28 protein-coding genes are annotated in these 24359 nt (G+C 73.4%); 11 read left to right on the plus strand and 17 right to left on the minus strand.

The features are described 5' to 3' along the window. Positions 1-14: 14 nt before the first annotated feature. Together ispF and AC4BGE_RS04175 are read left to right on the plus strand one after the other, a co-directional pair. The gene (gene ispF / locus AC4BGE_RS04170; protein ID WP_490571113.1) at positions 15-515 is read left to right on the plus strand and encodes a 2-C-methyl-D-erythritol 2,4-cyclodiphosphate synthase; all 501 of its coding nucleotides are present in this window, start codon (positions 15-17) and stop codon (positions 513-515) included. Beyond that, entirely contained in the window at positions 512-1486 is a 975-nt protein-coding gene (locus AC4BGE_RS04175) for an alpha/beta fold hydrolase (RefSeq protein WP_490571114.1), read from the plus strand. The genes ispF and AC4BGE_RS04175 overlap by 4 nt, the downstream gene beginning before the upstream one ends. Here the strand turns inward: AC4BGE_RS04175 and AC4BGE_RS04180 are convergent. The 3 genes from AC4BGE_RS04180 to AC4BGE_RS04190 are packed head-to-tail and all read right to left on the minus strand — an operon-like array spanning position 1465 to position 2793. Continuing rightward, a complete protein-coding gene (locus tag AC4BGE_RS04180) occupies positions 1465-2199 on the minus strand; it encodes a winged helix-turn-helix domain-containing protein (protein ID WP_490571115.1) in 735 nt (244 codons plus the stop codon). The two genes, AC4BGE_RS04175 and AC4BGE_RS04180, sit on opposite strands and share 22 nt — an antisense overlap. Then, positions 2186-2548, minus strand: coding sequence for a nitrite reductase small subunit NirD (nirD, locus tag AC4BGE_RS04185; RefSeq protein WP_490571116.1), 363 nt, complete (start codon positions 2546-2548; stop codon positions 2186-2188). Before nirD ends, AC4BGE_RS04180 begins: the two co-directional genes overlap by 14 nt. Beyond that, positions 2545-2793, minus strand: a complete 249-nt coding sequence (locus AC4BGE_RS04190) for a hypothetical protein (RefSeq protein WP_490574448.1) — start codon at positions 2791-2793, stop codon at positions 2545-2547. The genes nirD and AC4BGE_RS04190 overlap by 4 nt, the downstream gene beginning before the upstream one ends. 150 nt (positions 2794-2943) lie before the next feature. Here AC4BGE_RS04190 and AC4BGE_RS04195 point away from each other — a divergent pair, with 150 nt between their 5' ends. Beyond that, positions 2944-3675: an IspD/TarI family cytidylyltransferase gene (locus AC4BGE_RS04195; protein ID WP_490574449.1), complete on the plus strand. Its 732-nt coding sequence runs from the start codon at positions 2944-2946 to the stop codon at positions 3673-3675. On the opposite strand, the gene AC4BGE_RS04200 is transcribed toward AC4BGE_RS04195, so the two are convergent. Continuing rightward, positions 3663-4283, minus strand: coding sequence for a 2-C-methyl-D-erythritol 4-phosphate cytidylyltransferase (locus AC4BGE_RS04200; RefSeq protein ID WP_490574450.1), 621 nt, complete (start codon positions 4281-4283; stop codon positions 3663-3665). The genes AC4BGE_RS04195 and AC4BGE_RS04200 overlap by 13 nt on opposite strands. Positions 4284-4459: 176 nt before the next feature. After that, on the minus strand, positions 4460-4945 hold the full coding sequence (locus tag AC4BGE_RS04205) for a CarD family transcriptional regulator (protein WP_489963785.1): 486 nt from the start codon (positions 4943-4945) through the stop codon (positions 4460-4462). Positions 4946-5136: 191 nt separating this feature from the next. On the opposite strand from AC4BGE_RS04205, the gene AC4BGE_RS04210 reads away from it, so the two are divergent. After that, positions 5137-5652 carry a copper chaperone PCu(A)C gene (locus AC4BGE_RS04210; RefSeq protein ID WP_490574451.1) on the plus strand — a complete coding sequence of 172 codons (516 nt, stop codon included), beginning with the start codon at positions 5137-5139 and terminating at the stop codon, positions 5650-5652. A gap of 20 nt (positions 5653-5672) precedes the next feature. Next, complete coding sequence (locus AC4BGE_RS04215; RefSeq protein WP_490571121.1) at positions 5673-6416, plus strand: phosphoglyceromutase; 744 nt, start codon at positions 5673-5675, stop codon at positions 6414-6416. Positions 6417-6444: 28 nt separating this feature from the next. Here AC4BGE_RS04215 and phoU read toward each other — a convergent pair whose 3' ends face one another. Next, on the minus strand, positions 6445-7095 hold the full coding sequence (gene phoU / locus AC4BGE_RS04220) for a phosphate signaling complex protein PhoU (RefSeq protein ID WP_490571122.1): 651 nt from the start codon (positions 7093-7095) through the stop codon (positions 6445-6447). 121 nt (positions 7096-7216) lie between these two features. On the opposite strand from phoU, the gene AC4BGE_RS04225 reads away from it, so the two are divergent. The 3 genes from AC4BGE_RS04225 to AC4BGE_RS04235 all read left to right on the plus strand — a co-directional run bounded on the left by AC4BGE_RS04225 (position 7217) and on the right by AC4BGE_RS04235 (position 10076). Then, on the plus strand, positions 7217-8353 hold the full coding sequence (locus AC4BGE_RS04225; protein WP_490574452.1) for a sensor histidine kinase: 1137 nt from the start codon (positions 7217-7219) through the stop codon (positions 8351-8353). Beyond that, the gene (locus AC4BGE_RS04230) at positions 8350-9027 is read left to right on the plus strand and encodes a response regulator (RefSeq protein WP_490571124.1); all 678 of its coding nucleotides are present in this window, start codon (positions 8350-8352) and stop codon (positions 9025-9027) included. Before AC4BGE_RS04225 ends, AC4BGE_RS04230 begins: the two co-directional genes overlap by 4 nt. 65 nt (positions 9028-9092) lie before the next feature. Then, positions 9093-10076, plus strand: coding sequence for a DMT family transporter (locus AC4BGE_RS04235; RefSeq protein ID WP_490571125.1), 984 nt, complete (start codon positions 9093-9095; stop codon positions 10074-10076). On the opposite strand, the gene AC4BGE_RS04240 is transcribed toward AC4BGE_RS04235, so the two are convergent. The 4 genes from AC4BGE_RS04240 to AC4BGE_RS04255 form a co-directional block, all read right to left on the minus strand. Further along, the gene (locus AC4BGE_RS04240; protein ID WP_490574526.1) at positions 10021-10524 is read right to left on the minus strand and encodes a type III secretion system chaperone family protein; all 504 of its coding nucleotides are present in this window, start codon (positions 10522-10524) and stop codon (positions 10021-10023) included. The genes AC4BGE_RS04235 and AC4BGE_RS04240 overlap by 56 nt on opposite strands. Before the next feature lie 11 nt (positions 10525-10535). After that, on the minus strand, positions 10536-11774 hold the full coding sequence (gene mshA / locus AC4BGE_RS04245) for a D-inositol-3-phosphate glycosyltransferase (protein WP_490571368.1): 1239 nt from the start codon (positions 11772-11774) through the stop codon (positions 10536-10538). A 178-nt stretch (positions 11775-11952) separates the two neighbouring features. Next, entirely contained in the window at positions 11953-12198 is a 246-nt protein-coding gene (locus AC4BGE_RS04250) for a hypothetical protein (RefSeq protein WP_490571126.1), read from the minus strand. Between the two features lie 214 nt (positions 12199-12412). Continuing rightward, the gene (locus tag AC4BGE_RS04255; protein WP_490571127.1) at positions 12413-13312 is read right to left on the minus strand and encodes an RNase H family protein; all 900 of its coding nucleotides are present in this window, start codon (positions 13310-13312) and stop codon (positions 12413-12415) included. A 19-nt stretch (positions 13313-13331) separates the two neighbouring features. On the opposite strand from AC4BGE_RS04255, the gene AC4BGE_RS04260 reads away from it, so the two are divergent. Then, positions 13332-14117: an SDR family NAD(P)-dependent oxidoreductase gene (locus AC4BGE_RS04260; RefSeq protein ID WP_490571128.1), complete on the plus strand. Its 786-nt coding sequence runs from the start codon at positions 13332-13334 to the stop codon at positions 14115-14117. Positions 14118-14142: 25 nt separating this feature from the next. Here AC4BGE_RS04260 and AC4BGE_RS04265 read toward each other — a convergent pair whose 3' ends face one another. From AC4BGE_RS04265 to AC4BGE_RS04275, 3 genes are all read right to left on the minus strand, one after another. Continuing rightward, positions 14143-15543: a matrixin family metalloprotease gene (locus AC4BGE_RS04265; RefSeq protein WP_490574453.1), complete on the minus strand. Its 1401-nt coding sequence runs from the start codon at positions 15541-15543 to the stop codon at positions 14143-14145. A 122-nt stretch (positions 15544-15665) separates the two neighbouring features. Next, positions 15666-16358, minus strand: coding sequence for an aspartate/glutamate racemase family protein (locus AC4BGE_RS04270; RefSeq protein WP_490574454.1), 693 nt, complete (start codon positions 16356-16358; stop codon positions 15666-15668). A 34-nt stretch (positions 16359-16392) separates the two neighbouring features. Continuing rightward, entirely contained in the window at positions 16393-17121 is a 729-nt protein-coding gene (locus AC4BGE_RS04275) for an alpha/beta fold hydrolase (RefSeq protein ID WP_490574455.1), read from the minus strand. A 117-nt stretch (positions 17122-17238) separates the two neighbouring features. Between AC4BGE_RS04275 and AC4BGE_RS04280 the strand changes: the two genes are divergently transcribed. Then, positions 17239-18216, plus strand: coding sequence for a helix-turn-helix transcriptional regulator (locus AC4BGE_RS04280; protein ID WP_490574456.1), 978 nt, complete (start codon positions 17239-17241; stop codon positions 18214-18216). A 16-nt stretch (positions 18217-18232) separates the two neighbouring features. Here the strand turns inward: AC4BGE_RS04280 and AC4BGE_RS04285 are convergent, their stop codons facing one another. The 4 genes from AC4BGE_RS04285 to AC4BGE_RS04300 all read right to left on the minus strand — a co-directional run bounded on the left by AC4BGE_RS04285 (position 18233) and on the right by AC4BGE_RS04300 (position 21870). Continuing rightward, entirely contained in the window at positions 18233-19675 is a 1443-nt protein-coding gene (locus AC4BGE_RS04285) for a protealysin inhibitor emfourin (RefSeq protein ID WP_490574457.1), read from the minus strand. Next, complete coding sequence (locus AC4BGE_RS04290) at positions 19672-20322, minus strand: DUF4126 domain-containing protein (protein ID WP_490574458.1); 651 nt, start codon at positions 20320-20322, stop codon at positions 19672-19674. Before AC4BGE_RS04290 ends, AC4BGE_RS04285 begins: the two co-directional genes overlap by 4 nt. 90 nt (positions 20323-20412) lie before the next feature. Next, on the minus strand, positions 20413-21351 hold the full coding sequence (locus tag AC4BGE_RS04295; RefSeq protein WP_490574459.1) for an MBL fold metallo-hydrolase: 939 nt from the start codon (positions 21349-21351) through the stop codon (positions 20413-20415). Positions 21352-21357: 6 nt separating this feature from the next. Further along, positions 21358-21870 carry a ferritin gene (locus AC4BGE_RS04300; protein ID WP_490571136.1) on the minus strand — a complete coding sequence of 171 codons (513 nt, stop codon included), beginning with the start codon at positions 21868-21870 and terminating at the stop codon, positions 21358-21360. 198 nt (positions 21871-22068) lie between these two features. On the opposite strand from AC4BGE_RS04300, the gene typA reads away from it, so the two are divergent. After that, the gene (gene typA / locus AC4BGE_RS04305; protein ID WP_490574460.1) at positions 22069-23964 is read left to right on the plus strand and encodes a translational GTPase TypA; all 1896 of its coding nucleotides are present in this window, start codon (positions 22069-22071) and stop codon (positions 23962-23964) included. Positions 23965-24359: the final 395 nt, after the last annotated feature.

The following is a 24359-nucleotide window of genomic DNA, read 5'->3' on the forward strand; positions in this document are numbered from 1 at the left end:
GCATCATCGTGCGCGTGAGCCCCCGTCCCACTCGGTCCGAGACGCCCCTGCCCCGCGTCGGCGTGGGCACCGATGTGCACCGCCTCGTCGAGGGGGTGCCGATGCACCTCGCCGGGCTGGCGTGGCCCGAGGAGACGCACGGCCTGGAGGGGCACTCCGACGCCGACGTGGCCGCCCATGCCGCCTGCGACGCCCTGCTCTCCGCGGCCGGGCTCGGCGACCTGGGCAGCAACTTCGGCACCGCCGAGCCGCAGTGGGCCGGGGCGTCCGGCGCCACGCTCCTGCGCGAGACCGCGGCCCGGGTCCGGGCCGCGGGCTTCGAGATCGGCAACGTCGCGGTGCAGGTGATCGGCAACCGCCCCCGGCTCGGCCCGCGGCGGGCCGAGGCCCAGCTGGCCCTGGGCGACGCCGTCGGGGCGCCGGTCTCGCTCTCCGCGACCACCACCGACGGCCTCGGCCTCACCGGGCGGGGCGAGGGCGTGGCGGCGGTCGCGACCGCGGTGGTGATCGGATGAGGACCTTCGACGGGCTCCAGCTCCACGTCCGCGTCCACGGTCCGGCCGCGGACGCTGGGCCGGGCACGGGCTTAGGCACCGGCGGGCGGCCCGAGCCGATCACCGTGGTGCTGGCCCACTGCTGGACCGCCGACACCGACGACTGGCACTACCAGGTCCTCGACCTGCTCTCCCGCTTCGGTCACGACGTGCGCATCCTGACCTGGGACCACCGGGGCCACGGCCGCTCCGACCCCGCACCGGAGGCGAGCTGCACGGTGGCCAACCTGGCCCGCGACATGGGCGACCTGATCGACCTGCACGCGCCCCGCGGCCCCCTGGTGCTGGCCGGTCACTCCATCGGCGGGATGACGTTGATGGCGCTGGCCGAGCAGCGCCCGGACCTGGCCGCCCGGACGGCCGGGGCCGTCTTCGTCTCCACCTCGGCCGGCGACCTGGACACCATCACCCTCGGCATGCCCGAGCTCGGCCCGCGCGCCAGGGCGCAGCTCCCCCAGCTCCTGGCGCGGCGCGCGCGCACCCTCAGCCGCCGGGCCCGGCGGCGTACGCCGACCATCGAACGCGCCGTGGTCAACCGGTTCCTCTTCGGGGAGCCGCTACGCCCCCGCGACGCCGGCCTGGTGGTCGACCAGCTCATCAACTGCTCCCCCGCGACGATGCGTGGCTTCTACAACGACATGCAGGGCCACGACCGGGCGGCGGCCCTGGCGGCCTTCGACCACGCCCCCACCCGGGTGCTGGTCGGCAGCCGGGACCTGCTCACCCCGGTCGACCACGCCCGGCGGATCGCCCGGCACCTGCGTCGCTCCCGGCTGGTCGTCGCCCCGGGCGCGGGCCACATGCTCACCCTGGAGCGCAGCGACCTGGTGACCGAGCACCTCGTCGACCTGGTCCTCGGGGCCAGGGACGCACAGGTGGCGGAGCCGGGGGCCGGGGCGGACGGACCGGCTCAGCCCAGCGCCAGCCGGTAGCCCCGCTTGACCACCGTCTGCACCGCGGCGCTGCCGATGGTCCGGCGCAGCCGGGCGACCGCCATCTCGACCGCGTGCTCGGAGCCGGCAGTCCCCGAGGGCAGGGCGGCGAGCAGCTCGGCGCGGCCCACGACGTGTCCGGGGCGGGCCGTCAGCGCTCGCAGCACCGCCAGCGGCGCCGGGGTGAGCCGCACCTCGCTGCCGTCGAGCAGCACCGTGTCGCCGTGCAGCCGCAGCAGGCGCCCGTCGGCGACGTCGAAGCTCAGCCCGCTGCGCCGCCTCGGCAGCTCCGTCGCGAGCATGGTGACCATCGCCGCCACGCGGGAGCGGGTCGGCCAGATGGTCGGCACCCCCAGCGGCTGGAGCGCGGCGGCGGTGACCGGGCCCACGCTCGCCGCGAGGACGTCGCTGCGGAAGGCGTCCAGCGCCGCCTCGTGACGGCCGGCCGCCTCGGCGGCGTCCAGGAAGGCCCGCACGGTGAGGGCTCCGGTGAAGGTGACGGCGTCGAGCTCGCGCTCCGCGACCAGGTCGACGAGGTGGCAGGTGGCCACGCGCAGGGCCTCGTCCTCGGCCTGCAGCACCGCGGCCCAGGTCACCTCGGCGCCGCGGCGCTCCAGCAGGGCGATCTGCTCCTCGGCCTTGCGGGAGGCGGTGACGCCGACCCGGAAGCCGGTCAGCGGCGCCCCGATCGGGAGCCCCTCAGGCGCTGGCACGTCTGTCCTGACGGGGGCCCACCTCGACCATGCCCCCCTCGATGCGTACCTCGTAGCTGGCGACCGAGACGTGCTCGTCGTCCAGGCACCGCCCGGTGCGCAGGTCGAAGGCGTGCTTGTGCATGGGCGAGGCCACGAAGTCCACGTCGCCGCGGGTGCCGACGATGCCGCGGGCCAGCACCGAGGCCCGGCTGAACGGGTCGTGGTTGGCCAGCGCGTAGACCTGGTCGTCGTGGGTGCGGAAGAGCGCGACCGCCTGGCCGTGCACCAGGGCGGCGGCCCCGCGCTCCACCTCGAGGTCCTCCAGGCGACAGACGGGCTCCCACTCCTGCCCGGCGCGGGGGGTCATCGCGCCTCCTCACGCAGCCCGATGGTCGCGCCGACGAGCGGCTCGGGCACGCCCCCGTCGGGGGCCCCCGGCTGGAGTCGGCCGCGCGCGGTGGTGAACGAGATCGACGGGTCGGGGGTGTGGTAGCCGACCTCCTCACCGTCGGAGCGGGTGAGGGTCCGGGCGGCGGCGACGACGACGACGTCGACGACCGCGGTGCCCGGACGCAACCTGCGCTGGCGGGTGCGGGGCGCTCGATCCGTCATGCCCGAAACGTAGGTCGGCGATGTTGTCCCCGATGTTTCCCCATGTTTCGGCCAGGAAAACCCTGACTCACGACCTCCCGGCCGGGTGCCGGTCGCGAGGCCCCGGCCGGCAGCCGGAGCGGGCCGCCGGCCCCGCGTATCCTGCGGGGCGTGCCTGCCTCCGCCTTCGTCGTCCTCGCCGCCGGTGCCGGCACCCGGGTGGGCGCGGTCGTCGACGGGGTCGCGACCAACAAGGTGCTCCTGCCGCTGGCCGGCCTCCCGGTGCTGGCCCACTCGGTGCTGACCGGGCTCGCCGTGCCCGGCGTGCGCCGGGTGGTGGTGGTGGCCAGGCCCGGGGAGGAGACCGAGGTCGGCGAGGCGCTGGCGCCGCACCTGGGCGAGCACGAGGTGCTGCTGGTGACCGGAGGCGCCACCCGGCACGCCTCCGAACTGGCCGCGCTGCGGGTCCTCCGCCCGGAGGTGGAGTCCGGCGCGATCGAGGTGGTGGCGATCCACGACGGGGCACGTCCCCTGCTCTCGCCGGACCTGCTCGAGCACCTGCTGACGGCCGCCACCGAGCACGGGGGCGCCGTGCCGGTCGCCGCCGCTCCCCCGATGGTCCGCACCGACGGGTCGGTGGCCCCGGCCGGGCTGGGCACGGTGCAGACCCCCCAGGCCTTCCGCGCCCGGGCCCTGGTCGCCGCCTACGACGCCGCGCAGCGGGACGGCTTCGCCGGCACCGACACGGCCTCCTGCGTGGAGCGCTGCGCCGACCCGCTCCCGGGCGGGCCGGTGCGGATCCGCGCGGTCCCCTCGTCGGGGCGCAACCTCAAGATCACCTTCCCCGAGGACGTCGCGCTGGCCGAGGCCCTGCTCGAGGGTGCTGCTGCTCAGGGGCGATGAGGGCGCGGCGACGACCCGCTGGTGAGCTCCTCGAGGAGCCGCACGTCGTCGGCGTCCTGCACCCGCCGGGCCTCCGGCGGGGCGTCGACCAGCTCAAGCCAGCGCGATCGCTCCTGGCCCAGCGGCAGCACCAGCGCGTCCAGGACGGCGGCCAGGTCGGTGGCCGGCAGGGCGGGCAGGCGGCGCACCACCTCCGCGGGCAGCACCACCGGGGAGCAGATCGCGCGCAGCCCCTCCCGGTCGACGGTGCCGCCGACCATCCCCTCGACGACCTCCTTGACGGTGTCGGTCACCGGCCGGACGCCGACCACCACCCGGCCGGTCTCCCGGGCCCGCTCCGCACAGTCGGCGAGGAAGGCCGACGGGGTCATCGGGCACAGGGAGTCGTGCAGCACCAGCGGCCCGCCGGCCGCCTGCACCTCCGCCCAGTCGGTGCCGTGGTCGAGCAGCCGGACCCCCGCCTCGCCCAGGGCCCAGGCCGCGCAGGCGACCAGCGCCTCCCCGTGGATGAGGAGGTAGGGCAGCCGGCCACGGTCCTCGTCGAGCACCCGGCCGAGCGGACGCGGCGGCTCGTCGTCGTCGTAGACGTCGTAGGGGTCTGCAGTCATGGCGCGACCAGCCTAGGGGCAGCCGGCCCGCGCCGGGCAGGCGACGAGCGAAGAGGCCACTGAGCAGCCACTGAGCAGCCACTGGGCGGAGGGAGGCCAGACCAGGGGCCGACACACGACAGGGCCCCGACGACCGGCTCGGTCGTCGGGGCCCTGTCACGAGCGGGGGCTGCGCCTCAGGAGGCGAGCACCTCGTCGAGGATGGCCTCGGCCTTGTCCTCGTTGGTGCGCTCGGCGAGCGCGAGCTCGGAGACCAGGATCTGCCGGGCCTTGGCCAGCATCCGCTTCTCGCCCGCGGAGAGACCGCGGTCGCGCTCGCGGCGCCACAGGTCGCGCACGACCTCGGAGACCTTCATGACGTCGCCCGAGTGGAGCTTCTCGAGGTTGGCCTTGTAGCGTCGCGACCAGTTGGTCGGCTCCTCGACGTGTGCCGCACGCAGCACGTCGAAGACCCGGTCGAGACCGGCCTTGTCGACGACGTCGCGGACACCGACCAGGTCGAGGTTGCACGCAGGCACCCTGACGACGAGGTCCTGCTGGGCCACGATGCGGAGGACGAGGTATTCACGATCCTCGCCCTTGATCTTCCGCATCTCGATGTCCTCGATGATCGCGGCCCCGTGATTCGGGTAGACAACCGTTTCGCCCACGGTGAAAGTCATATGGTGAGTTCCCCTTTCAAGGAGACCCAGTCTAGCACGCCACTTATACACCTCAGACCTTCGTTTCCGCAGGTCAGAGGCTTGCGACGCCTTGACAGAACCACGGCGGCTGTGGTGCGGGGTGATCGGCACCACTTCACGGCGCGGCCCCCCGAGGTCGGTCGCGGCCGGTCGACGCTACGCTCTGCACCATGCACACGCCCCACCGTCGTACGACCGCGCTGGCCGGCCTCGCGCTCGTCCTCACCCCCGTGCTGAGCTCCTGCGGCTTCGACTACGCCACCGACCGGGACTACACCCCCGCCGTCGGCACCAACCACCGTGAGGGCCAGGTCAACGTGCTGGGCGCCACCGTGGTGACCGCCGACTCGGGCGAGGCCGTCTTCATCGCCTCGATGACCAACCTCGGCGACGCGGAGTCGACCCTCGAGGGCATCAGCAGCCTCGACGGGCTCACGTTCTCCGGGGTCGAGGACGTCACCGTCCCCCCCGGCGGCCTGGTCAACCTCGCCGCCTCCGACGACCCCGTCACCGTCGAGGGCGAGATCGAGCCGGGCTCCTTCGTCGACATGTCCCTGGAGTTCTCCCACGGTGACACCGTGACCCTCAAGGTCCCGGTACGGCCCAACTGCGGCGACTACGCCAACGTCCCGGGCGTCCCCCCGGGCGACCCGGTGTGCGAGGTCTCCACCGGCGAGGATCACTGACGAGGACTGAGGGGTCGACGATGACGTACACGCTTGTCCTGCTCCGCCACGGCGAGAGCGAGTGGAACGCCAAGAACCTCTTCACCGGCTGGGTCGACGTGGCCCTCACCGAGAAGGGCCGGGCCGAGGCGGTCCGGGGCGGCGAGCTGATGCGCAGCGAAGGCGTGCTGCCCGACGTCGTGCACACCTCCCTCCAGCGGCGCGCCATCAACACCGCGGCCATGGCCCTCGACGCCGCCGACCGGCACTGGATCCCGGTGAAGCGCTCGTGGCGGCTCAACGAGCGCCACTACGGCGCCCTGCAGGGCAAGGACAAGAAGCAGACCCTCGAGGAGTACGGCGAGGAGCAGTTCATGCTCTGGCGCCGCAGCTTCGACACCCCGCCGCCGCCGATCGACGACGCGGACGAGTTCTCCCAGTCCGGCGACCCGCGCTACGCCGACCTCGGCGACGAGATGCCCCGCACCGAGTGCCTCAAGGACGTGATCGCCCGCTTCCTGCCCTACTGGGAGTCGGAGATCGTGCCGGACCTCCGGGCCGGCCGGACCGTGCTGGTCGCGGCCCACGGCAACAGCCTGCGCGCCCTGGTCAAGCATCTCGACCAGATCAGCGACGCAGACATCGCCGGGCTCAACATCCCGACCGGGATGCCGCTGGTCTACGAGCTCGACGAGGAGCTCCGCCCGGTGACCGCCGGCGGGCGCTACCTCGACCCGGAGGCCGCCGCCGCGGCTGCCGCCGCGGTCGCCAACCAGGGCCGCTGAGCCCCGCTCCGGGCAGTCGCCCGGGGCCTCACTGCGACAACGCAGGGCGGCCGGTGACCACGAAGACCACCCGGGTCGCCACCGAGACCGCGTGGTCGGCGATCCGCTCGTAGTAGCGCCCCAGCAGCGCCACGTCGACCGCCGCCTCGACGCCGTGCTCCCAGTCGTCGGAGAGCAGCGTGACGAAGCTGGAGCTGCGCAGCAGGTCCATCTCCTCGTCGTCGCGCGCCAGCGAGTGCGCCGCCTCGACGTCGCGGTCGGCCACGATCCGGGTCACCTGCGCGACCATGTCCTCGGCCACCTCGGCCATCCTGGTCACCGTCGGACGCATCGCCTCGGGGACGGCCACCGCCGGCGCCCGCAGGCGCGCCACCTTGGCGACGTGCACCGACAGGTCGCCCATCCGCTCCAGCTCGGTGACCATCCGCAGGGCCGCCACGATCAGCCGCAGGTCGCCCGCGACGGGCGCCTGGAGGCTCAGCAGCGCGAACGCCTTGTCCTCGACCCGCTCGCGGGCCACGTCGATCTCGGCGTCGGCGGAGATGACCTGTTCGGCCAGGGCCGCGTCGCCGTGCAGCAGCGCACCAGTGGCCCGGTGCACCGCGGTCCTGACCAGGCGACAGATGTCGACCAGGTCGTCGAAGACGGAATCGAGCTGTTCGTGGAAGACCTCGCGCATGCCGGTCACCGTAGAGCGGCGAGGTGACCGGCGGGCGACGTGAGTTGAACGCCGGGTGAACACTCCCCGACGGCGAGCTCCGCGGGCGGGAGGGCCGAGGCCCCTGGCCTACGATCGACCTGTGGATCCGACGACCCAGGCCGCCCTGGCCGCCCTCCTCGGGCTGGTCGTCGGCGTGGTCGGCGTGCTGGCCTGGCACATCAGCGACCGGCAGCAGCGCACCGGGCACCCGGCCCCCGAGCCGAAGGTGCCCCCCGGTGTCGACACGGTGCTGTCGGTGCTGCGCAGCAGCGCGGTCGTCGTGGACGAGGACGACCGGGTGCTCAAGGCCTCCGCGCCTGCCTACGCCTTCGGCCTGGTCCGCGAGCAGCAGCTGGTCCCGGCGGAGCTGGCCGACCTGGTCGCGCAGGTGCGCCGCGACGGCGAGATCCGGGAGACCGAGCTGAGCCTGCGCCGGGAGCGCTCGGCTCCCCTGGTGGTAAGCGCCCGGGTGGCGCCCCTGGGTGCCAGGCTGGTCCTGGTCCTGGCCGAGGACCGCACCCGGGAGCGACGGGTGGAGGAGGTGCGCCGCGACTTCGTGGCCAACGTGAGCCACGAGCTGAAGACCCCGGTGGGCGCCATCGGGCTGCTGGCCGAGGCGGTCGCCGAGGCCGCCGACGACGCCGAGGCCGTGGAGCGCTTCGCCGGGCGGATGCGGGTGGAGAGCGAGCGGCTCACCCAGCTGGTCCACCAGGTCATCGAGCTCTCCCGGCTCCAGTCGCTCGACCCGGTCGACGACCGGTCGACGGTCTCGGTCGACGAGGTGATCGCCCGGGCCGTCGACACCTCCGCCACCGACGCGCAGGCCAAGCGGATCGAGCTGGTCACCGACGTCGAGCCCCGCCTGGAGGTGCGCGGCAACGCACGCCAGGTGGTGGCTGCCGTCTCCAACCTGGTCGCGAACGCCGTCGCCTACTCCCGGGAGGGCACCTCGGTGGTGGTCAGCGCCGCCGCGACCGACGAGACGGTCGCCATCTCGGTCATCGACCGCGGGATCGGGATCCCCTCGGCGGAGATCGACCGCATCTTCGAGCGCTTCTACCGCGTCGACCCGGCACGCCACCGCTCCACCGGCGGCACCGGGCTCGGCCTCTCCATCGTCAAGCACGTGGCCGCCACCCACGGCGGCGACGTCTCCGTCTGGTCCGTGGAGGGACAGGGTTCGACCTTCACCCTCTCGCTGCCGCGCCAGACCGCCCGTCAGGAAGGAATCCGATGACCCGCGTGCTAGTCGTCGAGGACGAGGACAGCTACAGCGACGCCCTCGCCTACATGCTCCGCAAGGAGGGTTTCGAGGTCGCCGTCGCGGCCGACGGGACCACAGCCCTGCAGGAGTTCACCCGCCACGGCGCCGACATCGTGCTCCTGGACCTCATGCTGCCCGGTGTGCCCGGCACCGAGGTCTGCCGGCAGATCCGGGCGACCTCCAACGTCCCGGTGATCATGGTCTCCGCCAAGGACGACGAGGTCGACAAGGTGGTCGGCCTCGAGCTGGGCGCCGACGACTACGTCACCAAGCCCTACTCCCCCCGTGAGCTGGTCGCCCGGATCCGGGCGGTGCTGCGTCGCGGCTCCGAGCCGGAGCTGCTCCCCGACACCCTGGAGGCCGGCCCGGTGCGGATGGACGTCGAGCGCCACGTGGTCACCGTCGACGGCGAGGAGCAGCGCCTGCCGCTCAAGGAGTTCGAGCTGCTCGAGATGTTCCTGCGCAACCCCGGCCGGGTGCTGACCCGCGGGCAGCTCATCGACCGGGTCTGGGGCTCGGACTACGTCGGCGACACCAAGACCCTCGACGTGCACGTCAAGCGCCTGCGCGCCAAGCTGGAGCCCGACCCGTCGCAGCCGCGCCGCCTGGTGACGGTCCGCGGACTGGGCTACAAGCTGGACCTGTGAGCCGCCCCGATGCCGCGTCCGAAACCCGCGCGACGGGCGACGGCGGCGCCGAATAGGGTCCCTGTGTGACGACCCCGACGACCCCGACGACACCTCCCGGCCAGGCGCCCCGTGCCGTCTCCGGATGGCTGCCGCTCCTCGCGGTCGCCTTCACGCTGGTCACCTGGGCCTCGGCCTTCGTGGCGATCCGCCACCTCGGCGAGACGGTGCCGCCGGGGTCGCTCAGCCTGGGCCGCCTGGTGGTGGCGGTGGCGGCGCTGGGCGTCATGGTGTGGCTGCAGGGCCGGGGCCGGCGCCGCCGCGGCGGGGCGACCCGCCTACGGGTCCCTCACCGTGCGGAGTGGCCCCTGGTGGTCGTGGGCGGGCTGAGCTGGATCACCGTCTACAACGTCGCGCTCAACGAGGCGGAGCGACGGGTCGACGCCGGCACGGCCGCCCTCCTGGTCCAGCTGGGTCCCATCCTGGTAGCCCTGCTGGCGACCTTCTTCCTCGGGGACCGGCTCACCGGCTGGCTCGTCGCCGGGCTCGCCGTCGGCTTCGGCGGGGTGATCCTGATCGCCCGCGCCTCCTCCGAGAGCGCCGAGGGCGACGTGCTGGGCGTGGCGCTCGGCGTCGTCGCGGCAGTCGGCTTCGCCTTCGGCGTGCTGACGCAGAAGCGGCTGCTGGGCAGCGGCATGACCGCGCTCGACATGACCTTCTGGTACTACGTGGTCGGCATGGTCGGCTGCCTGCCGTGGACGTTCGAGCTCGCCGGGGTGGTCCGGGACGCCAGCACGGCCGACCTGTGGTGGATCGCCTACCTGGGGGTCTTCCCCAGCGCGATCGCCTTCACCACGTGGGCCTACGCCCTCTCCCACGCCGACGCCGGCCGCTTCGCGATGTCGACCTTCCTGGTCCCCTTCATCACCACGCTGCTCGCCTGGGCGCTGCTCGACGAGGTGCCGCCGGCCCTCGCCTTCGCCGGCGGGGTGCTCTGCATCGGCGGCGTGCTGCTCAGCCGGGTGAGCCGTCCGTGGCGGGGTCGGTCCCGGACTCCAGCCAGCCCCTGAACGCCTCGAGGTTGGCGGTCGACTCACCGCGCGAGGTCCGCCACTCCCACTCCTTGCGGATCGAGCTGGCGAAGCCGAGCTCGAGGATGGTGTTGAAGGACTCGTCCGCGTAGGACAGCACCGAGCCGAGCAGACGGTCGAGCGTCTCTGCGTCCAGCCCGGTCAGGGGCAGCCGGGCATCGAGATAGATGTCTCCGGTGGCGTCGACCGCGAAGGCGACCGCGAAGAGCTTCAGGTTCTTCTCCAGCAGCCATCGGTAGACGCGCTCGTGGTTCTCGTCGGGGTTGCGGCACACGAAGGCGTGGACGCCCAGCGCGTGCGGGCCGACGTCGAGGCGCACCGGGGTCTGGAGCTTCTTCTCCCCCGGCAGGTTGAACGAGAAGACCCCCGGCGAGACCTCGTCGTACGCGATCTCGTTGTCGTCCAGGTGGTCTCGGACCAGCGTCACGACTGCCTCGCTCACACCGGCACCTCCGTCCTCATCAGGGACGCGGCACGCCCGTAGGTCTCCAGGGTCTCGCGGGCGGTCCGCTCCCACGCGAACCGGCCCGCCTGGGCCACCGCCCCGGCGCTGAGCCGGTCGTGGAGCCCGGGCTCGGCCAGCACCCGCCGCAGCGCGTGCGCCCAGTCGGCGGGGCGGTGTCCCTCGACCAGCAGTCCGCTCACCTCGTCGGCGACCGCCGTGGTCAGCCCTCCCACCGCAGCCGCGACGACCGGGGTCCCGCAGGCCTGGGCCTCGACGGCGACCAGGCCGAAGGACTCGTTGTAGGACGGGACCGCCACCAGGGAGGCGGCGGCGTACCAGGTCGAGAGGGTCTCCTGGCCGACTGGCGGCACGAACCGCACCACGTCGTCCAGCCCCAGGTCGTGCGCCAGCTGCGCGAGCGACTCGGGGTGCTCCAGGCCGCTGCCCGAGGGGCCGCCGACCACCGGGACCACCAGGCGGGGCCTCAGCGACGGGTCGAGCTCGAGCAGCGTGGCCACGGCGCGCAGCAGCACGTCGGGCGCCTTCAACGGCTGGATCCGGCCGGCGAAGAGGACGACGTGCGCGTCCACGGGCAGACCGAGCCGGCGCCGGGCGGCGTCGCGGTCCTGCCGCCGGAAGACGCCGAGGTCCACACCCGGGTGGATCACCTGGACCCGGCGCGGTTCCGCGTCGTAGAGGTCGACGAGCTGGCGGGCCTCGTCGTCGGTGTTGGCCACCAGGACGTCGGCGGCCTGGACCACCTGCTCCTCGCCGATCAGCCGGGCCGTCGGCTCGGGCGTGTCCCCGTCGGCGAGGGCGGCGTTCTTGACCTTCGCCATCGTGTGCATCGAGTGGATCAGCGGCACCTGCCAGCGGTCGCGGGCCAGCGCCCCCACCTGTCCGGAGAGCCAGTAGTGGGAGTGGACCACGTCGTAGTGACCTCGCGGGCGCACCGCCTCGGCGCGGAGCACCTCGCGGGCGAAGGCGCAGAGCTGGGCGGGCAGCTCCGCCTTCGAGAGCCCTTCGAAGGGCCCGGCCGCGACGTGGTGGACCAGGACGCCGTCGGCCGCCTCCACGACCGGGGGCAGCGAGGATGCGGTCGCCCGGGTGAAGATGTCGACCGCCACGCCCTGGCCCGCCAGCCTCCTGGCCAGCTCCAGGACGTAGACGTTCATGCCCCCCGCGTCACCCACCCCGGGCTGATCGAGGGGGGAGGTGTGCACGCTGATCATCGCCACCCGGTCCACGCATGAGGCCTTCCGTCGTCCACTCAGTGAGGCGGACGCTTCGTCCCACCCCGGGAGTGCCGGGGCGGCGCGACCGCGCCGAGCACAACACGGAACGCCCCCTGGTTGATTCCCCGCCCGCGGTGGGGCGGGGAACCCAGGAGCGTCGTGCGGCGGCTCGGGCTCAGACGTGCGCCTCCTCAGGCTCCTGCACGCGCGGCTTGCCCTTGACGATCAGGCCCATGCCGACCAGCACCCACAGCACGCCCACGATCCCGTGGAAGAGCAGCGCGGGCTCCGCGAGCTCGGCCCGGACCATCTCGTAGACGGCCCAGAAGAGCGCGGGCGCCGCGAACCCGACGACGACGTCGAGCCACAGGGCCTGCCCCTTCACCAGGGTCAGTCCGACGCAGACGAGTCCGAGGAGCATGAGAGCGAGGCCTGCATAGCGCATGACGTCCGCGGGGCCGTCCGCCGGCGCCAACAGCCAGCGAGCGATCCACACGAGTCCGCCGAGGAGGCCGAGCCCGCCACCCAGTTGACGTACTGTCATTGTTCTCCACTTCCTGTGAGGCACGCAGCGAGAGTGCGAGGAGCAGCGCAACCGCGCGCGTGCGCGACACGGCTGCGTCCTGTGTCACATTTTACCTACGTTCGGCCGTCGCGTGGTGAAACCGTTGAACCCAATTTCCTTGTGCGCGCAGCCACCATGAACTGTGCAGTGCCGGCCCGCCGGTGCCGAGGCTCCGGCAGACGAGCAGCACGTGGTCGGGGTCGACCTGCTCGACCGAGACGATGTCGAGGGTCGCCTCCTCTCCCGCCGGCAGGGGCGAGACGTCGTCGAGCAGCTCGTCGCGGCTCCGGGCCCGGCCCGACGGCCCGATCTCCTGCCACCTCGGATGCAGCAGCGCCGCCACCGCCGCCCGGTCGCCGCGCACCTGGTGGGTCAGCAGGTTGCGCGCCAGCTCGACCACCTCCTCCTCGGGCGTCGGGACGTGGTCGGGGAGCTCCGCGAGCCCGGTGAAGAGGTCGGGCTCCTCCTCGACCTGTCCGGGCGCGGCTGCCGGGTGCCGGGTGCTGGACCCCGAGAAGCCGGGCCCGGGATCGGGCTCCGCGCCCTCCTTGAAGGCCAGGGCTGCGCCCGTGGCGAGCCGGTCGGCGTGCTCGTTGAGGACGTGGCCGGTGTGTCCCTTGACCCACTCGAAGGTGACCTTCCGCCCCGACATCGCCGCGTCGATCGCCTTCATCAGCTCGACGTTGAGGACGGGCTTGCCGTCGCCCTTCTTCCAGCCGCGCCGCTTCCAGCCGGCCATCCACTTGGTGACGGAGTTGATGACGTAGGTGCTGTCGCAGATGACGTGCAGGTCCTCGTCGAGGTGCGCGCTCTGCTGGAGCAGGTCGAGGACCGCCATCAGCTCGCCCATGTTGTTGGTGCCGGTCGGCCAGCCGCCGCAGGCCCACCGCTCCTGGTCGACGTACCACCCCCAGCCGGCGGGACCGGGGTTGCCGAGGGCCGAACCGTCTGCCGCTGCGATGATCGTCACGAGCGGCGATCCTGCCATCATGTCTCCCGTGATCCCACCTGCCCTCCCCCGCACCGCAGTCGTCACCGGAGCCAGCAGCGGCATCGGCGCGGCCACCGCCCGAGCGCTGGCCGCCGCCGGCCTCCACGTGGTGTGCGCCGCCCGCCGCGTCGAGCGCCTCGAGGCGCTGGCCGAGGAGATCGGTGGCACCGCCGTGGCCCTCGACGTCACCTCGCCCGACTCGGTGGCCGCCCTGGCCGGCACCGTCTCCAGCCTCACCGGTCCGGACGGCCCCGGTCGTCTCGACGTCCTGGTCAACAACGCCGGCGGGGCGATCGGGATGGACCCGGTGGAGGCCGCGGACCCGGCCGACTGGCAGCGCATGTACGACGTCAACGTGCTGGGGACCCTGCGGGTCACCCAGGCGCTGCTCCCGGCGCTGCGGGCCAGCGGCGACGCCGTCCTGGTCAACGTGGGCTCCACCGCCGGGCGTATCGCCTACGAGGGAGGGGGCGGCTACACGGCGGCCAAGCACGGGCTCCAGGTGATGACCGAGACGCTGCGGCTCGAGCTCGTCGGCGAGCCGATCCGGATCAGCGAGGTCGCCCCCGGCATGGTCGCCACCGAGGAGTTCTCGCTCAACCGGTTCGACGGCGACGCCGAGCGGGCGGCCGGCGTCTACCAGGGCGTGCCCGACCCCCTCGTCGCCGAGGACGTCGCCGACGCGATCGCCTGGATCGTCACCCGCCCGGCCCACGTCAACATCGACGAGATCGTGATCAAGCCCCGGGCGCAGGCCGCCCAGCACAAGGTGCACCGGGTCTGAGCCGGCCCGGCTCGGCCGGCACGCCTCAGGGCAGGCTGATCGGCTCCCCGACCCGGTTCGCCGTGCCGAAGACCGGGAGCCGGCTGGAGCAGCCGTTGCGCGAGCCCACCGTGGCCAGCCCGGCGAGGTCACCGAGCCCGAAGAACTCAGGCGTCGCCGCGGAGAAGGCGGCCGACATGATCTGGTCGGGCGCCCGGGCGTGGTCCAGGCCGACGGCGTGCCCGATCTCGTGGTAGAGCAGCTGGGCCAGGTAGGCCGGGGTCCAGCGACTGGCCGCGGGGTCGAGGGAGTGCAGGAAGACCTGCGCGCTGTCGATCTGCACGTGCCGTCCGGCGGCGTCGAGCGCCCACCACCCCGGATCGGGGCCGCCGCGGCCGGCGTAGCCGCTCATCGGCTGGACGGTGTGCTGCTGGCCGCCGAAGCTGATCAGCAGGTCCGTCGTGCTCGTGTCGATGCCGGGCAGCCCGACCACCGGCCAGGAGTAGGCGTCGGTCGGGCCTCCGTCGACGAACGTGAGCCCGGTGGCGAAGCGCACGTGGCGCAGCGCCTCCTGGATCGAGCCCTGGGCATAGCTGGGCGCGTTGGCGTAGTTGACCCGGTAGCGCACGGGCTGGCACGAGTCGAAGCGGTTGCGGTTGGCGGAGAGCAGGGTGAAGTCCGTCGGGTCCGAGCCCTGCGGGGTGTAGTGCGACGTGACCTCGGTGACCACCGCCGGCTCCGAGACGGCCCCCAGGGCGCTGTCGGTCTCCTCCACCACCACCCGGGTGAAGGTGCTGCGCAGCCAGTCGTTGGGGAGGGCGACCGCGTAGCTGCCGTCGGCGGCACTCACCGTGCTGGCGAGCGGCAGCCAGTCCTCGCCGAGCTGGCCCTGGACGACGACGCTGCGACCCGCCGGCACGCCGGTGACGACGCCGGAGGCCGTGGTGACGGTGGTGTAGGCCACGGCGCCCGGCACGTCGACGGTCGCGGTCACGCCGGTCGGCGCCTTGGGCGGCTCACTCGGGCGCACCACCCGCACCTTGACGGTGCGACGGAAGGGCTTGAGGCCACGGGTCCGCGGCGCGGTGACGACGAAGGTCCGGGTCCTGCGCTTGCTGCCCGCCCGGACGGAGAAGCTGAACCTCCCCTTCTTGCTCGCCCGGGTCCGGTCGACCCGGCGCAGCTTGCGCCCCTTCTTCTCCTGCAGGGTGACGGTGCGCTTCACCCCCCGACGGGTCGACACCTTGCCCTTCAGCCGGAAGCGCGAGCCCGCCTCGACCTTCTTCACCCCGGGGCGGCGCGCCGCCGGTGTCGACCTCGACTCCGCGAGCTCGAGCGTGACCTCGGTGGGGACGGCGGCCCCGACCGCGGTCGGCGCGGCCCCCAGCAGCGGGAGGCTGACGACGGCAGCGGCGAGGACGGCCACGACCGGGCGGTGCAGGTGCATCACGGGACCCCTTGGTGTCGGTGGAGGCCGGACAGGCCGGGCACAGCCTGCCGGAGTGGTACGGGCCGCCGGGCGTCGTCCACCGGCTGATCGGGCCGGCCCGCCCGGAGGCCCCGGCCGGCTCAGTCGGACAGGGCCCGATCCAGTGCGGCCTTCACGTGCAGCGTGGTGCAGCCCAGGACCGGAAGCTCGACGTCGGCCTGACGGACGAGCAGCTCGAGCTCGGTGCAGCCGAGGATCACCCCGCCGGCGCCGGCGTCCCAGAGCTCCTCGATGATCTGGACGACCTCGCGGCGCGAGCCGTCCTCGACCCGGCCATGGACGAGCTCGTCGTAGATGATCCGGTTGAGGGTGGCGTGGTGGCGCTCCTCGGGGACCACGACCTCGAGGCCGTGCGAGGCGATCCGGTCGGTGAAGAAGCTGCGCGACATCGAGAACCTGGTCCCGATCAGGCCGACCGACTCCAGCCGGTGCTCGGCGCAGGCCTCGGCGACGACGTCGGCGAGGTGGAGCAGCGGGATGTCCACCGCCGCCTCGACCTGCTCGGCGACCCGGTGGAAGGCCGTGGTGCAGAGCATGAGGAAGTCGGCGCCGGCCCGCTCCGCGCCGCGGGCGGCCTCGGAGAGGATCTCGGCCACGTCGTCCCAGCGCTCCTGCTCCTGCAGGGCGGTGACCTCGGCGAAGTCGACCGAGACCAGCACGGTCCTGGCCGAGGCGAGTCCCCCGACGCGCTCCTCCACCCCCTCGTTGAGGAGCTTGTAGTACACCGCGCTGGATTCCCAGCTCATGCCGCCGACGAGTCCGATGGTCTTCACGCGGAGCAGTCTGCCAGTTCTTGTCCGGCCAGGCTCAACGAACGACGCCCTCGTCCCGCGGCGCGCCGGCCCACGGCGCCGCCACCTCCGCCAACGTGGCGGCCAGGAGACGGGGGTCGCTGACCATCGGCCAGTGCCCGGTCGCGAGGTCCACCAGGCGCAGGTCGGCGGCCCGGGGCAGCTCGGGCACCTCGCCGGCGTCGATCCACGCCCGCGCCTCCTCGGGGGAGTACTCGGGGCAGAGCATGACCGCCGGCACCTCGTACCTCCTCGGGTCCTGCAGCCGGACCACGCCCTGCGCGACCGCCGCCGGGAACGCCACCATCCGTCCGGCGAGGTCGGCGCGCATCGGCTCGTCGAGGTCGGCGATGTCCGGCCCCTCGAAGCGCGCCCACCCGGGGAACGCGATCTTGGAGTCGGAGGCCTCGAACCAGTTCGCGTACTCGTCACCGTCGGCCACCGGCATCCCGCCGATCATCACCACGCCGGCCACCCGGTCGGCGCGTGCGTCCGCCGCCACCCAGGCCAGGGCGCTGGCGGCCGAGTGACCGACCACCGCCACCGGGTCGCCCGAGGCCGCCGCGGCGTCGACCGCGTCGACCACCGCGCGGACCTGGTCCTCGTAGGTGGCGGTCGGGTCGTCGTCCCCCTGGCCCGGGAGGGTCAGCGGGATCCCCTCGATCCCGAGCTCCCCCAGGACCGGCACGACCTCCTCCCACACCGCTCCGTCGAGCCAGAGCCCCGGGATCAGCAGCATCCTCATGTCGGTTCCCTCCTGCGTCTCTCACGGCCGGGGGGCCCGGCGCGTGGTCCTGCCACCGTAGGAGGCATTCCGGACGTTCTACTTCCTGAACAGGCGACGAGGTCCTAGGGTCGGGAGATGACCGAGCGGCTCAGCCCGACGGCGCGCGCCCTCCGCACCCTCGAGGTGCTGCAGCAGCGGCCCGGGACCACGGCGGCAGAGCTGGCCGAGCGGCTCGGGGTCACCGAGCGGGCGGCCCGGCGCTACGTCGCCATCCTGCGCGAGGCGGGGGTGCCGGTCACGGGCTCCCGTGGCCCCTACGGCGGCTACCGCCTGGGGCGCGGCACCCGGCTGCCCCCGGTCAGCTTCAGCCAGGACGAGGCGCTCGGCCTGGTGATGGCCGTCCTGGACGGGCAGCCGGCCGCCACGGACTCCGACGACCTGGTGGGTGCCGCCCTCGGCAAGGTGATCAGGGCGCTGCCGGAGGCCCTCGGGGCGGAGGCGGCGGCGCTGCGCGAGCACGCGGCCGCCACCCCCGACCGCCGGGCGAGCCGGCCCGACCCGCGGATCACCTCCGACCTGGTGGCGGCGGTCGCGGCGCAGCGGCGGGTGCGCCTGGTCCACGGCGGTGCCGGAGCCGGACAGTGGGACGCGCTCGTGGACCCGTGGGCGGTCGTGGTGCGCCACGGCCGGTGGTACCTGCTGTGCCACTCCCACCGGGCCGACGCGGTCCGCACCTACCGGGTCGACCGGATCCGGGCCGTCACCCCCACCGAGGAGCGGTTCACCCCGCCGGAGGGGCTCGATCCGGTCGCCTCGCTCGCCGAGCACCTGGCCTCCGGCTGGGCGATGCCCACCCGGGTGGTCTTCGGGACGCCGGCCGACGAGGTCGCCCGGTTCGTCGGCCCCCACATGGGCCGTCTCGAGCCGCACCCGGAGGGCTGCGTGCTCGTCGGCTCCACCCAGAACCCGACCATGTACGCCGCGGAGTGGCTGGCGGCGGTGCCCCTGGCTTTCCGGGTCGAGGAGGGCCCCGAGCTGCGCGCCGCGGTCGCCGAGGTCGCCGGCCGGCTCGCCGCTGCCCTGGAAGGCCCACCCTCCCCCGGCCGGGCGTGAGCCGGCAGGGACGAGGTCAGGCCTCGCCACCCAGCTCGACCACGAGGTCGGCGAGGCGGCGCAGGGCGTCGGTCAGCCGCTGCTCCGGCACCCGCAGCGGCTCCAGACCGGGCACCTCGAAGGTGTAGACGAAGGCGTCGGGGACGTCCCGGCCCTCCCCGGCCCCGGCCCCCTCCACCCGGGCCCGACGCACCGAGGCGAGCAGCTCGGCGAGCTCCCCCTCGCGCACCTCGTCGGGCACCTGCGTCAGGTCCACCTGGAACGAGGTGGTGCGCCCGGTGAAGCCGCCCGAGCGACGCACGCAGAGGTGACCGCTCGCCGGGACGGGGGCCGCCGGGTCCGGCGCGGACCCCGGCTGCTCCGTGGTCGGGGCGTCAGGCTCAGAGCGCCCCGGCTGCGCACCGGCGACCCTGACGCCCACCGCGGCCCAGGCCTGGGCGACCACCTCGGCGGCCCGGGAGTCCAGCGCCGCGGAGGCGGCCGCGACCGTGGCCTCGGCGAAGCCGGCGAAGTCGCTGCGCGGGCCGACCAGGTCGCCGGTGAGCGCGTCGTACCAGACCCTGCCGGCTCCCTCCCAGACCCGGCCACCCAGCCGGGTGGCCGCCAGGTGGAAGGCGCGGTTGGGGATGCCCGAGTTGAGGTGGACCCCACCGTTGTCGTCTTCGGTGACCACGAAGTCGTCCAGGTGGCCGACCTGCGGGTCCCGGCCCAGCACCGGGTCGTCGTACGCCGTCCCGGGCGCGGCCATGTCGCGCAGGGCGCGGGCCGAGACGCCGGGGAGGAAGAGGCCCTGCCCGATCAGCCAGGTGCCCTCGCCCGCCTCCTGCCCGGCCAGCCACTGGAGCAGGCAGGTGGCCAGCACGTCGGCGACCGACTCGTTGAGGGCCCCGCTCTGGTCGGCGTAGACCAGGCGGGCGGAGCCGTCGACGACCGCGTGCCCGAACTCGTGGGCCAGCACGTCGACCGGCTTGGTGAAGCGGTCGAAGACCTCGCCGTCCCCGTCGCCGAAGACCAGCTGGTGGCCGTCCCAGAAGGCGTTGTCGTAGTCCTCGCGGTAGTGCACGGTGAGCGAGACCTGGGCGCCCTGGTCGTCGTAGGAGTCACGGCCGAAGACCTCGGAGAAGAGCCGCAGGGTCGCCCCGATCCCGTCGGCCGCCTCGTCGACCGCCGGGTCCCCGGTCGGGGCCTCGCCGGGACGTCGGGCCGCCCTGCCCGGCAGCCGCGTGCCGTTCTCCGCGTCGTGCACGGTCCATGGCACGGCGGAGGCGACGGCACGGGCGCGGGCGCCCAGCTCGGTGGTGTGTACCGAGAACCCCGCACGCGACCCCTCGGTGCGCCGCGCGTCACGGAACCCCTCGTCGACGCGGAGCGTGTCCTGGCTCAGCGCCGCCGCCCGCTGCGCCGAGGACCGGGCGATCCCCCGCAGCAGGTAGGGCGGCACGAATCCGCACCTGCTCATCGTGCGCCTCCCCCCGCGTGTCCCCCGGCCCGCCCGCCCGCGGGTCCGCCCGCGCGTCCGCCCGGCTGCCGGCGGCGGCGCCAGCGGCCGACGGTGACCAGCGCTCCGACCATCATCGCCGCCAGCACCGCGAGGAGGAAGAGGGCCAGGACCGGCCAGAAGACGGCGCTGAGGGCGAGACCCGCCGAGAAGGAGTCCTCGACCGTGGAGACGACCGGGGTCGCCGTGCCGAGCGACCCGGCGTCGATCACCGGCCGGGCGACGCTCTTGCCGCCGTGCACCACCGCGGAGACCACCCCGCCGAGGAGCACCGCCACCCACGGGTTCTCCTGCAGCCACCCGCTGGACCGCTCCAGGTCGTCGGCCGCCTGGGTGGCCGCGAAGACCAGACCCCCGGTGGCTGGCCGGATGACGGTCTGGATCGCGTCGTTGGCCGAGTCGACCACCGGAATCTTGTCCAGCACCATCTCGACCAGCAGCAGGACGGCGCAGATGCCGATCGCCCACCACGACTCGATCCACGCGTAGCCGGCGGGCAGGGTCAGGATGTCGGTGAACCGGGCCACCACCGCCACCACCAGGAACGGGATGTAGGCGTTGAGGCCCGCCGCGGCCGACAGGCCGGCGCCGGTCAGGGCAGCGAGCATGCGGTCCTCCTCGAGCGGTGCGCGTCGCGTGGGGACCAAGGTGGCACGCGCCGCCGACAGCCGCCAGCCCCTCACGGGCGCGGCGGACCCTCAGTCCAGGAGGCCCCACGGGTCGCAGCGCTCCCACAGGTCGGGCATCCGCAGCACCACGCCGTCCCGGTCGGCGAGGTGCCGCAGCCGGGCCACGGAGACGTGGAGGTCGTCCCCGGCGTAGGGCAGGCTCCGCAAGGGCGCAGTCAGCGAGCGGAAGAAGTCGTCCCAGTGGACCAGCACCACGGCCCGGGCGCCGACCTGCCCGACGGTCTCGTCCCAGTACCGGTCGATGTAGGCGTAGTCCATCAGGCCGAGCTGACCGACGCCGAGGTAGACCACCTCGGCGGCGTGGCCGGCGAGGTGGCCCGGCACGCAGCCCGCCGACCCCTGGACCAGCAGCCGGCGGCCGCTGGGCAGGTGGTGGACGAGTGTCGACCAGGCCTCGCCGCAGCGGTACGCCGTGGTGCGCGCGCGCCGCGGCACCGGCGCGGTGATCTCGCCCGGGTAGCGGTCGGGCGGGCAGTGCGAGCCCTCGACCAGGGTGACCTCGTAGGCACCCAGGCGCATCGGCTCCCCCGGCACGGCGGTCCGGATCCGGTCCTCGGGCAGGCCGTGGCCGCGGGCCACCCGGGCGGCCGACTCCCCGCCGACCAGCACCGCCCCGGTCCGGGAGGCGACGGTCGCGGAGTCGAGCACGTGGTCGTAGTGGGTGTGCACCGGCACGACGGCCTCGAGCCGGCGGATGCCGGCGCGGGCCAGCGCCTGGTCGATCCGTGTGATGTCCGGCTCGATCCGGCCCAGGCCGACCCTCAGCAGCCCCGGACGGGAGAAGAATCCGTCGGTGAGCAGGGCCGACTCACCGTCGTCGACCAGCACCGTGCTGACTCCCAGCCAGGAGACCGACGGGCCCTGCGCCGGGTCGCCGCCCGCCGCCGCGGGCAGCCCGCGGAGACCGGCGTGAGCGGCGAGGTCCGGCCGGCCGGGCCGCAGCCGCATCCTCGGCTACCGCGCCTCGGTGGTGCCGACCTTGCGGGAGCCGAGCTCCTCGTCGAGGCGGAGCAGCCCGGGGCCGTCCTCGTTGATCAGCTCGACGCGGCCGACGATCTCGCTGACGGTCGCCTCCTCCTCGATCTGCTCCTCGAGGAACCAGTTGAGCAGCGGCCGGGAGTCGAGGTCGCCCTCGGACTCGGCGAGCCGGTAGAGCTGGCGGATCGACGCGGAGACCTTCTGCTCGTGCGCCAGCGCGGCCTGGAAGACCTCCAGCACGGTGGTGCCGGTGACCTCCGGCGCGCCCAGGGCACCGATGCGCGGGTGGTTGTCGCGGTCGGCCACGTGGTCGATGAACTTGTTGGCGTGGACGATCTCCTCGTCGGCCTGGTGGCGCAGCCACGCAGCCATCCCCGGGAGGTCCTTGAGCTCCATCTCGATCGCCAGCTGGCGGTAGACCATGGAGGCGTGCAGCTCCAGGCTGATCTGGGCGTTGAAGGCGTCTTCGAGGGTCTGGGTGAGCTTCATGACCGCAAGCCTAGGCGGCAGCGTCGTACGCCGCACCGAAGGCAAGTCTTGCCTCACCTGCACCGTCGGGGTCCAGGAGGCGCGGCCGGGACGGTCCGGGCCGGCGTCGTCGAGTCGGGGGATGCGCTCACCAGCCTTTACACTGGCGGACGGCCCGAACGGGTCCCCGACCCGAACCGAAAGTGACGCCGTACCTCCATGTCTTCCACTCGCAGGAACGACCTGCGCAACGTTGCCATCGTCGCCCACGTCGACCACGGCAAGACCACCCTCGTCGACGCGATGCTCCGTCAGGGTGGCGCCTTCACCGAGCACCAGGCCGAAGGCGTGGCAGAACGCGTCATGGACTCCGGTGACCTCGAGCGCGAGAAGGGCATCACCATCCTCGCGAAGAACACCGCCATCCACTACGCCGGCCCCGCCGCCGAGGGCAAGCCGATGACGATCAACATCATCGACACCCCCGGCCACGCCGACTTCGGTGGCGAGGTCGAGCGCGGTCTCTCCATGGTCGACGGCATCGTGCTGCTGGTCGACGCCTCCGAGGGCCCGCTGCCGCAGACCCGCTTCGTCCTCCGCAAGGCGCTCAACGCCGACATGCCGGTCATCCTGGTGGTCAACAAGACCGACCGTGGCGACGCCCGCATCGCCGAGGTCGTCGACGAGACCTACGAGCTCTTCATGGACCTGCTCGACGACTCACACGGCCAGGACGCCCTGGACTTCCCCGTCGTCTACGCCTCGGGCAAGGCCGGCATCGCCGCCCTCACCGCGCCCGGCAACGGCGAGCTCCCCGACGGCGACAGCCTCGAGCCGCTCTTCAAGACGATCCTGGAGACCATCCCCGCGCCGGTCTACGACGAGGGCGCCCCGCTGCAGGCCCACGTCACCAACCTCGACGCCTCGCCGTTCCTCGGTCGCCTGGCGCTGCTGCGCATCCGCCAGGGCAACCTGAAGAAGGGCCAGACCGTGGCCTGGATGCGCCGCGACGGGTCGGTCAAGAACGTCAAGATCACCGAGCTCCTGGTGACCGAGGGCCTCGAGCGCCAGCCCGGCGAGTCCGCCGGCCCCGGCGACATCGTGGCGGTCGCGGGCATCCCGGAGATCACCATCGGCGAGACCCTGGCCGACCCCGAGAACCCGGTCGCGCTGCCGCTCATCCACGTCGACGAGCCGGCGATCTCGATGACCATCGGCACCAACACCTCGCCGCTGGTTGGCCGGGTCAAGGGCTCCAAGGTCACCGCCCGCCTCGTCAAGGACCGCCTCGACTCCGAGCTGGTCGGCAACGTCTCGCTCCGCGTGCTGCCCACCGAGCGTCCCGACGCCTGGGAGGTGCAGGGCCGCGGCGAGCTGGCGCTGGCCATCCTGGTCGAGCAGATGCGGCGCGAGGGCTACGAGCTCACCGTCGGCAAGCCGCAGGTGGTCACCAAGGAGATCGACGGCAAGATCCACGAGCCGGTCGAGCGCCTCACCATCGACGCTCCCGAGGAGTACCTCGGCACCATCACCGAGCTGCTCGCCACCCGCAAGGGCCGGATGGAGCAGATGACCAACCACGGCACCGGCTGGGTGCGGATGGAGTTCCTCGTCCCGGCACGTGGCCTGATCGGCTTCCGGACCGAGTTCCTCACCGAGACCCGCGGCACCGGCATCGCCCACCACATCTCCGAGGGCTACGAGCCGTGGGCCGGCGAGATCCGGTCGCGCAACAACGGCTCGCTCGTCGCCGACCGCAAGGGCGCCGCGACGGCGTACGCCATGACCTCGCTCCAGGAGCGCGGCGTGATGTTCGTCGAGCCGACGACCGAGGTCTACGAGGGCATGATCGTCGGCGAGAACTCCCGCGCCGACGACATGGACGTCAACATCACCAAGGAGAAGCAGCAGACCAACATCCGGTCCGCCACCTCCGACAACTTCGAGAAGCTGATCCCGCCGAGGAAGCTCTCGCTGGAGCAGTGCCTGGAGTTCTGCCGCGAGGACGAGTGCGTCGAGGTCACCCCCGACGCCGTCCGCATCCGCAAGGTCGAGCTGGACGCCAACGTCCGCGCCAAGACCGCCTCGCGGGCGCGCAAGGCCAACAAGGGCTGATCCGCACGCGCTGAGCCCGAAGGCCCGCCACGCGACCGCCCTGTTCGGCGGATAGTGTTGAAATAGGCGCAGCAAGTCCCGGCCCCTTCGGGGCGCTTGACCCTCAGGTCAGGCGCCCGGAGGGGCCGGTTGCGTTGGTGGAGGTGGCGGGTGCCCGACGCCGTCTGCCCGACCGTGGGCCACGAACAGCACGCGGTGCGGCGGTGCGGTCTCGTCACCACCAAGGCCGGCGACCTCCAGCGCTGGGAGTGCCGCAGCCCCGCCGGCGACAGGCACTACTTCCTCACGGAGGTGTCCCGGCCGCTGCCGCGCGTGAAGTGCCCGAACCCGCGTCACGCTGACGGGAAGGTCGCGTCGAGAGGGAGTCGCGAGAAGGACGGTCAGCGTTGGCGCCG

Source organism: Nocardioides sp. Z50_6 (assembly GCF_058215755.1).

Coding starts and splice junctions, on each gene's coding strand:
- AC4BGE_RS04260 (WP_490571128.1), top strand. CDS start 13,332: ATGTCTCCCGTGATCCCACCTGCCCTCCCCCGCACCGCAGTCGTCACC.
- AC4BGE_RS04175 (WP_490571114.1), top strand. CDS start 512: ATGAGGACCTTCGACGGGCTCCAGCTCCACGTCCGCGTCCACGGTCCG.
- phoU (WP_490571122.1), bottom strand. CDS start 7,095: ATGCGCGAGGTCTTCCACGAACAGCTCGATTCCGTCTTCGACGACCTG.
- AC4BGE_RS04285 (WP_490574457.1), bottom strand. CDS start 19,675: ATGAGCAGGTGCGGATTCGTGCCGCCCTACCTGCTGCGGGGGATCGCC.
- AC4BGE_RS04265 (WP_490574453.1), bottom strand. CDS start 15,543: ATGCACCTGCACCGCCCGGTCGTGGCCGTCCTCGCCGCTGCCGTCGTC.
- AC4BGE_RS04200 (WP_490574450.1), bottom strand. CDS start 4,283: ATGACTGCAGACCCCTACGACGTCTACGACGACGACGAGCCGCCGCGT.
- AC4BGE_RS04290 (WP_490574458.1), bottom strand. CDS start 20,322: ATGCTCGCTGCCCTGACCGGCGCCGGCCTGTCGGCCGCGGCGGGCCTC.
- AC4BGE_RS04205 (WP_489963785.1), bottom strand. CDS start 4,945: ATGACTTTCACCGTGGGCGAAACGGTTGTCTACCCGAATCACGGGGCC.
- AC4BGE_RS04250 (WP_490571126.1), bottom strand. CDS start 12,198: ATGCTCCTCGGACTCGTCTGCGTCGGACTGACCCTGGTGAAGGGGCAG.
- AC4BGE_RS04210 (WP_490574451.1), top strand. CDS start 5,137: ATGCACACGCCCCACCGTCGTACGACCGCGCTGGCCGGCCTCGCGCTC.
- AC4BGE_RS04275 (WP_490574455.1), bottom strand. CDS start 17,121: ATGAGGATGCTGCTGATCCCGGGGCTCTGGCTCGACGGAGCGGTGTGG.
- AC4BGE_RS04295 (WP_490574459.1), bottom strand. CDS start 21,351: ATGCGGCTGCGGCCCGGCCGGCCGGACCTCGCCGCTCACGCCGGTCTC.
- mshA (WP_490571368.1), bottom strand. CDS start 11,774: ATGATCAGCGTGCACACCTCCCCCCTCGATCAGCCCGGGGTGGGTGAC.
- AC4BGE_RS04215 (WP_490571121.1), top strand. CDS start 5,673: ATGACGTACACGCTTGTCCTGCTCCGCCACGGCGAGAGCGAGTGGAAC.
- AC4BGE_RS04190 (WP_490574448.1), bottom strand. CDS start 2,793: ATGACGGATCGAGCGCCCCGCACCCGCCAGCGCAGGTTGCGTCCGGGC.
- nirD (WP_490571116.1), bottom strand. CDS start 2,548: ATGACCCCCCGCGCCGGGCAGGAGTGGGAGCCCGTCTGTCGCCTGGAG.
- AC4BGE_RS04280 (WP_490574456.1), top strand. CDS start 17,239: ATGACCGAGCGGCTCAGCCCGACGGCGCGCGCCCTCCGCACCCTCGAG.
- AC4BGE_RS04300 (WP_490571136.1), bottom strand. CDS start 21,870: ATGAAGCTCACCCAGACCCTCGAAGACGCCTTCAACGCCCAGATCAGC.
- AC4BGE_RS04230 (WP_490571124.1), top strand. CDS start 8,350: ATGACCCGCGTGCTAGTCGTCGAGGACGAGGACAGCTACAGCGACGCC.
- typA (WP_490574460.1), top strand. CDS start 22,069: ATGTCTTCCACTCGCAGGAACGACCTGCGCAACGTTGCCATCGTCGCC.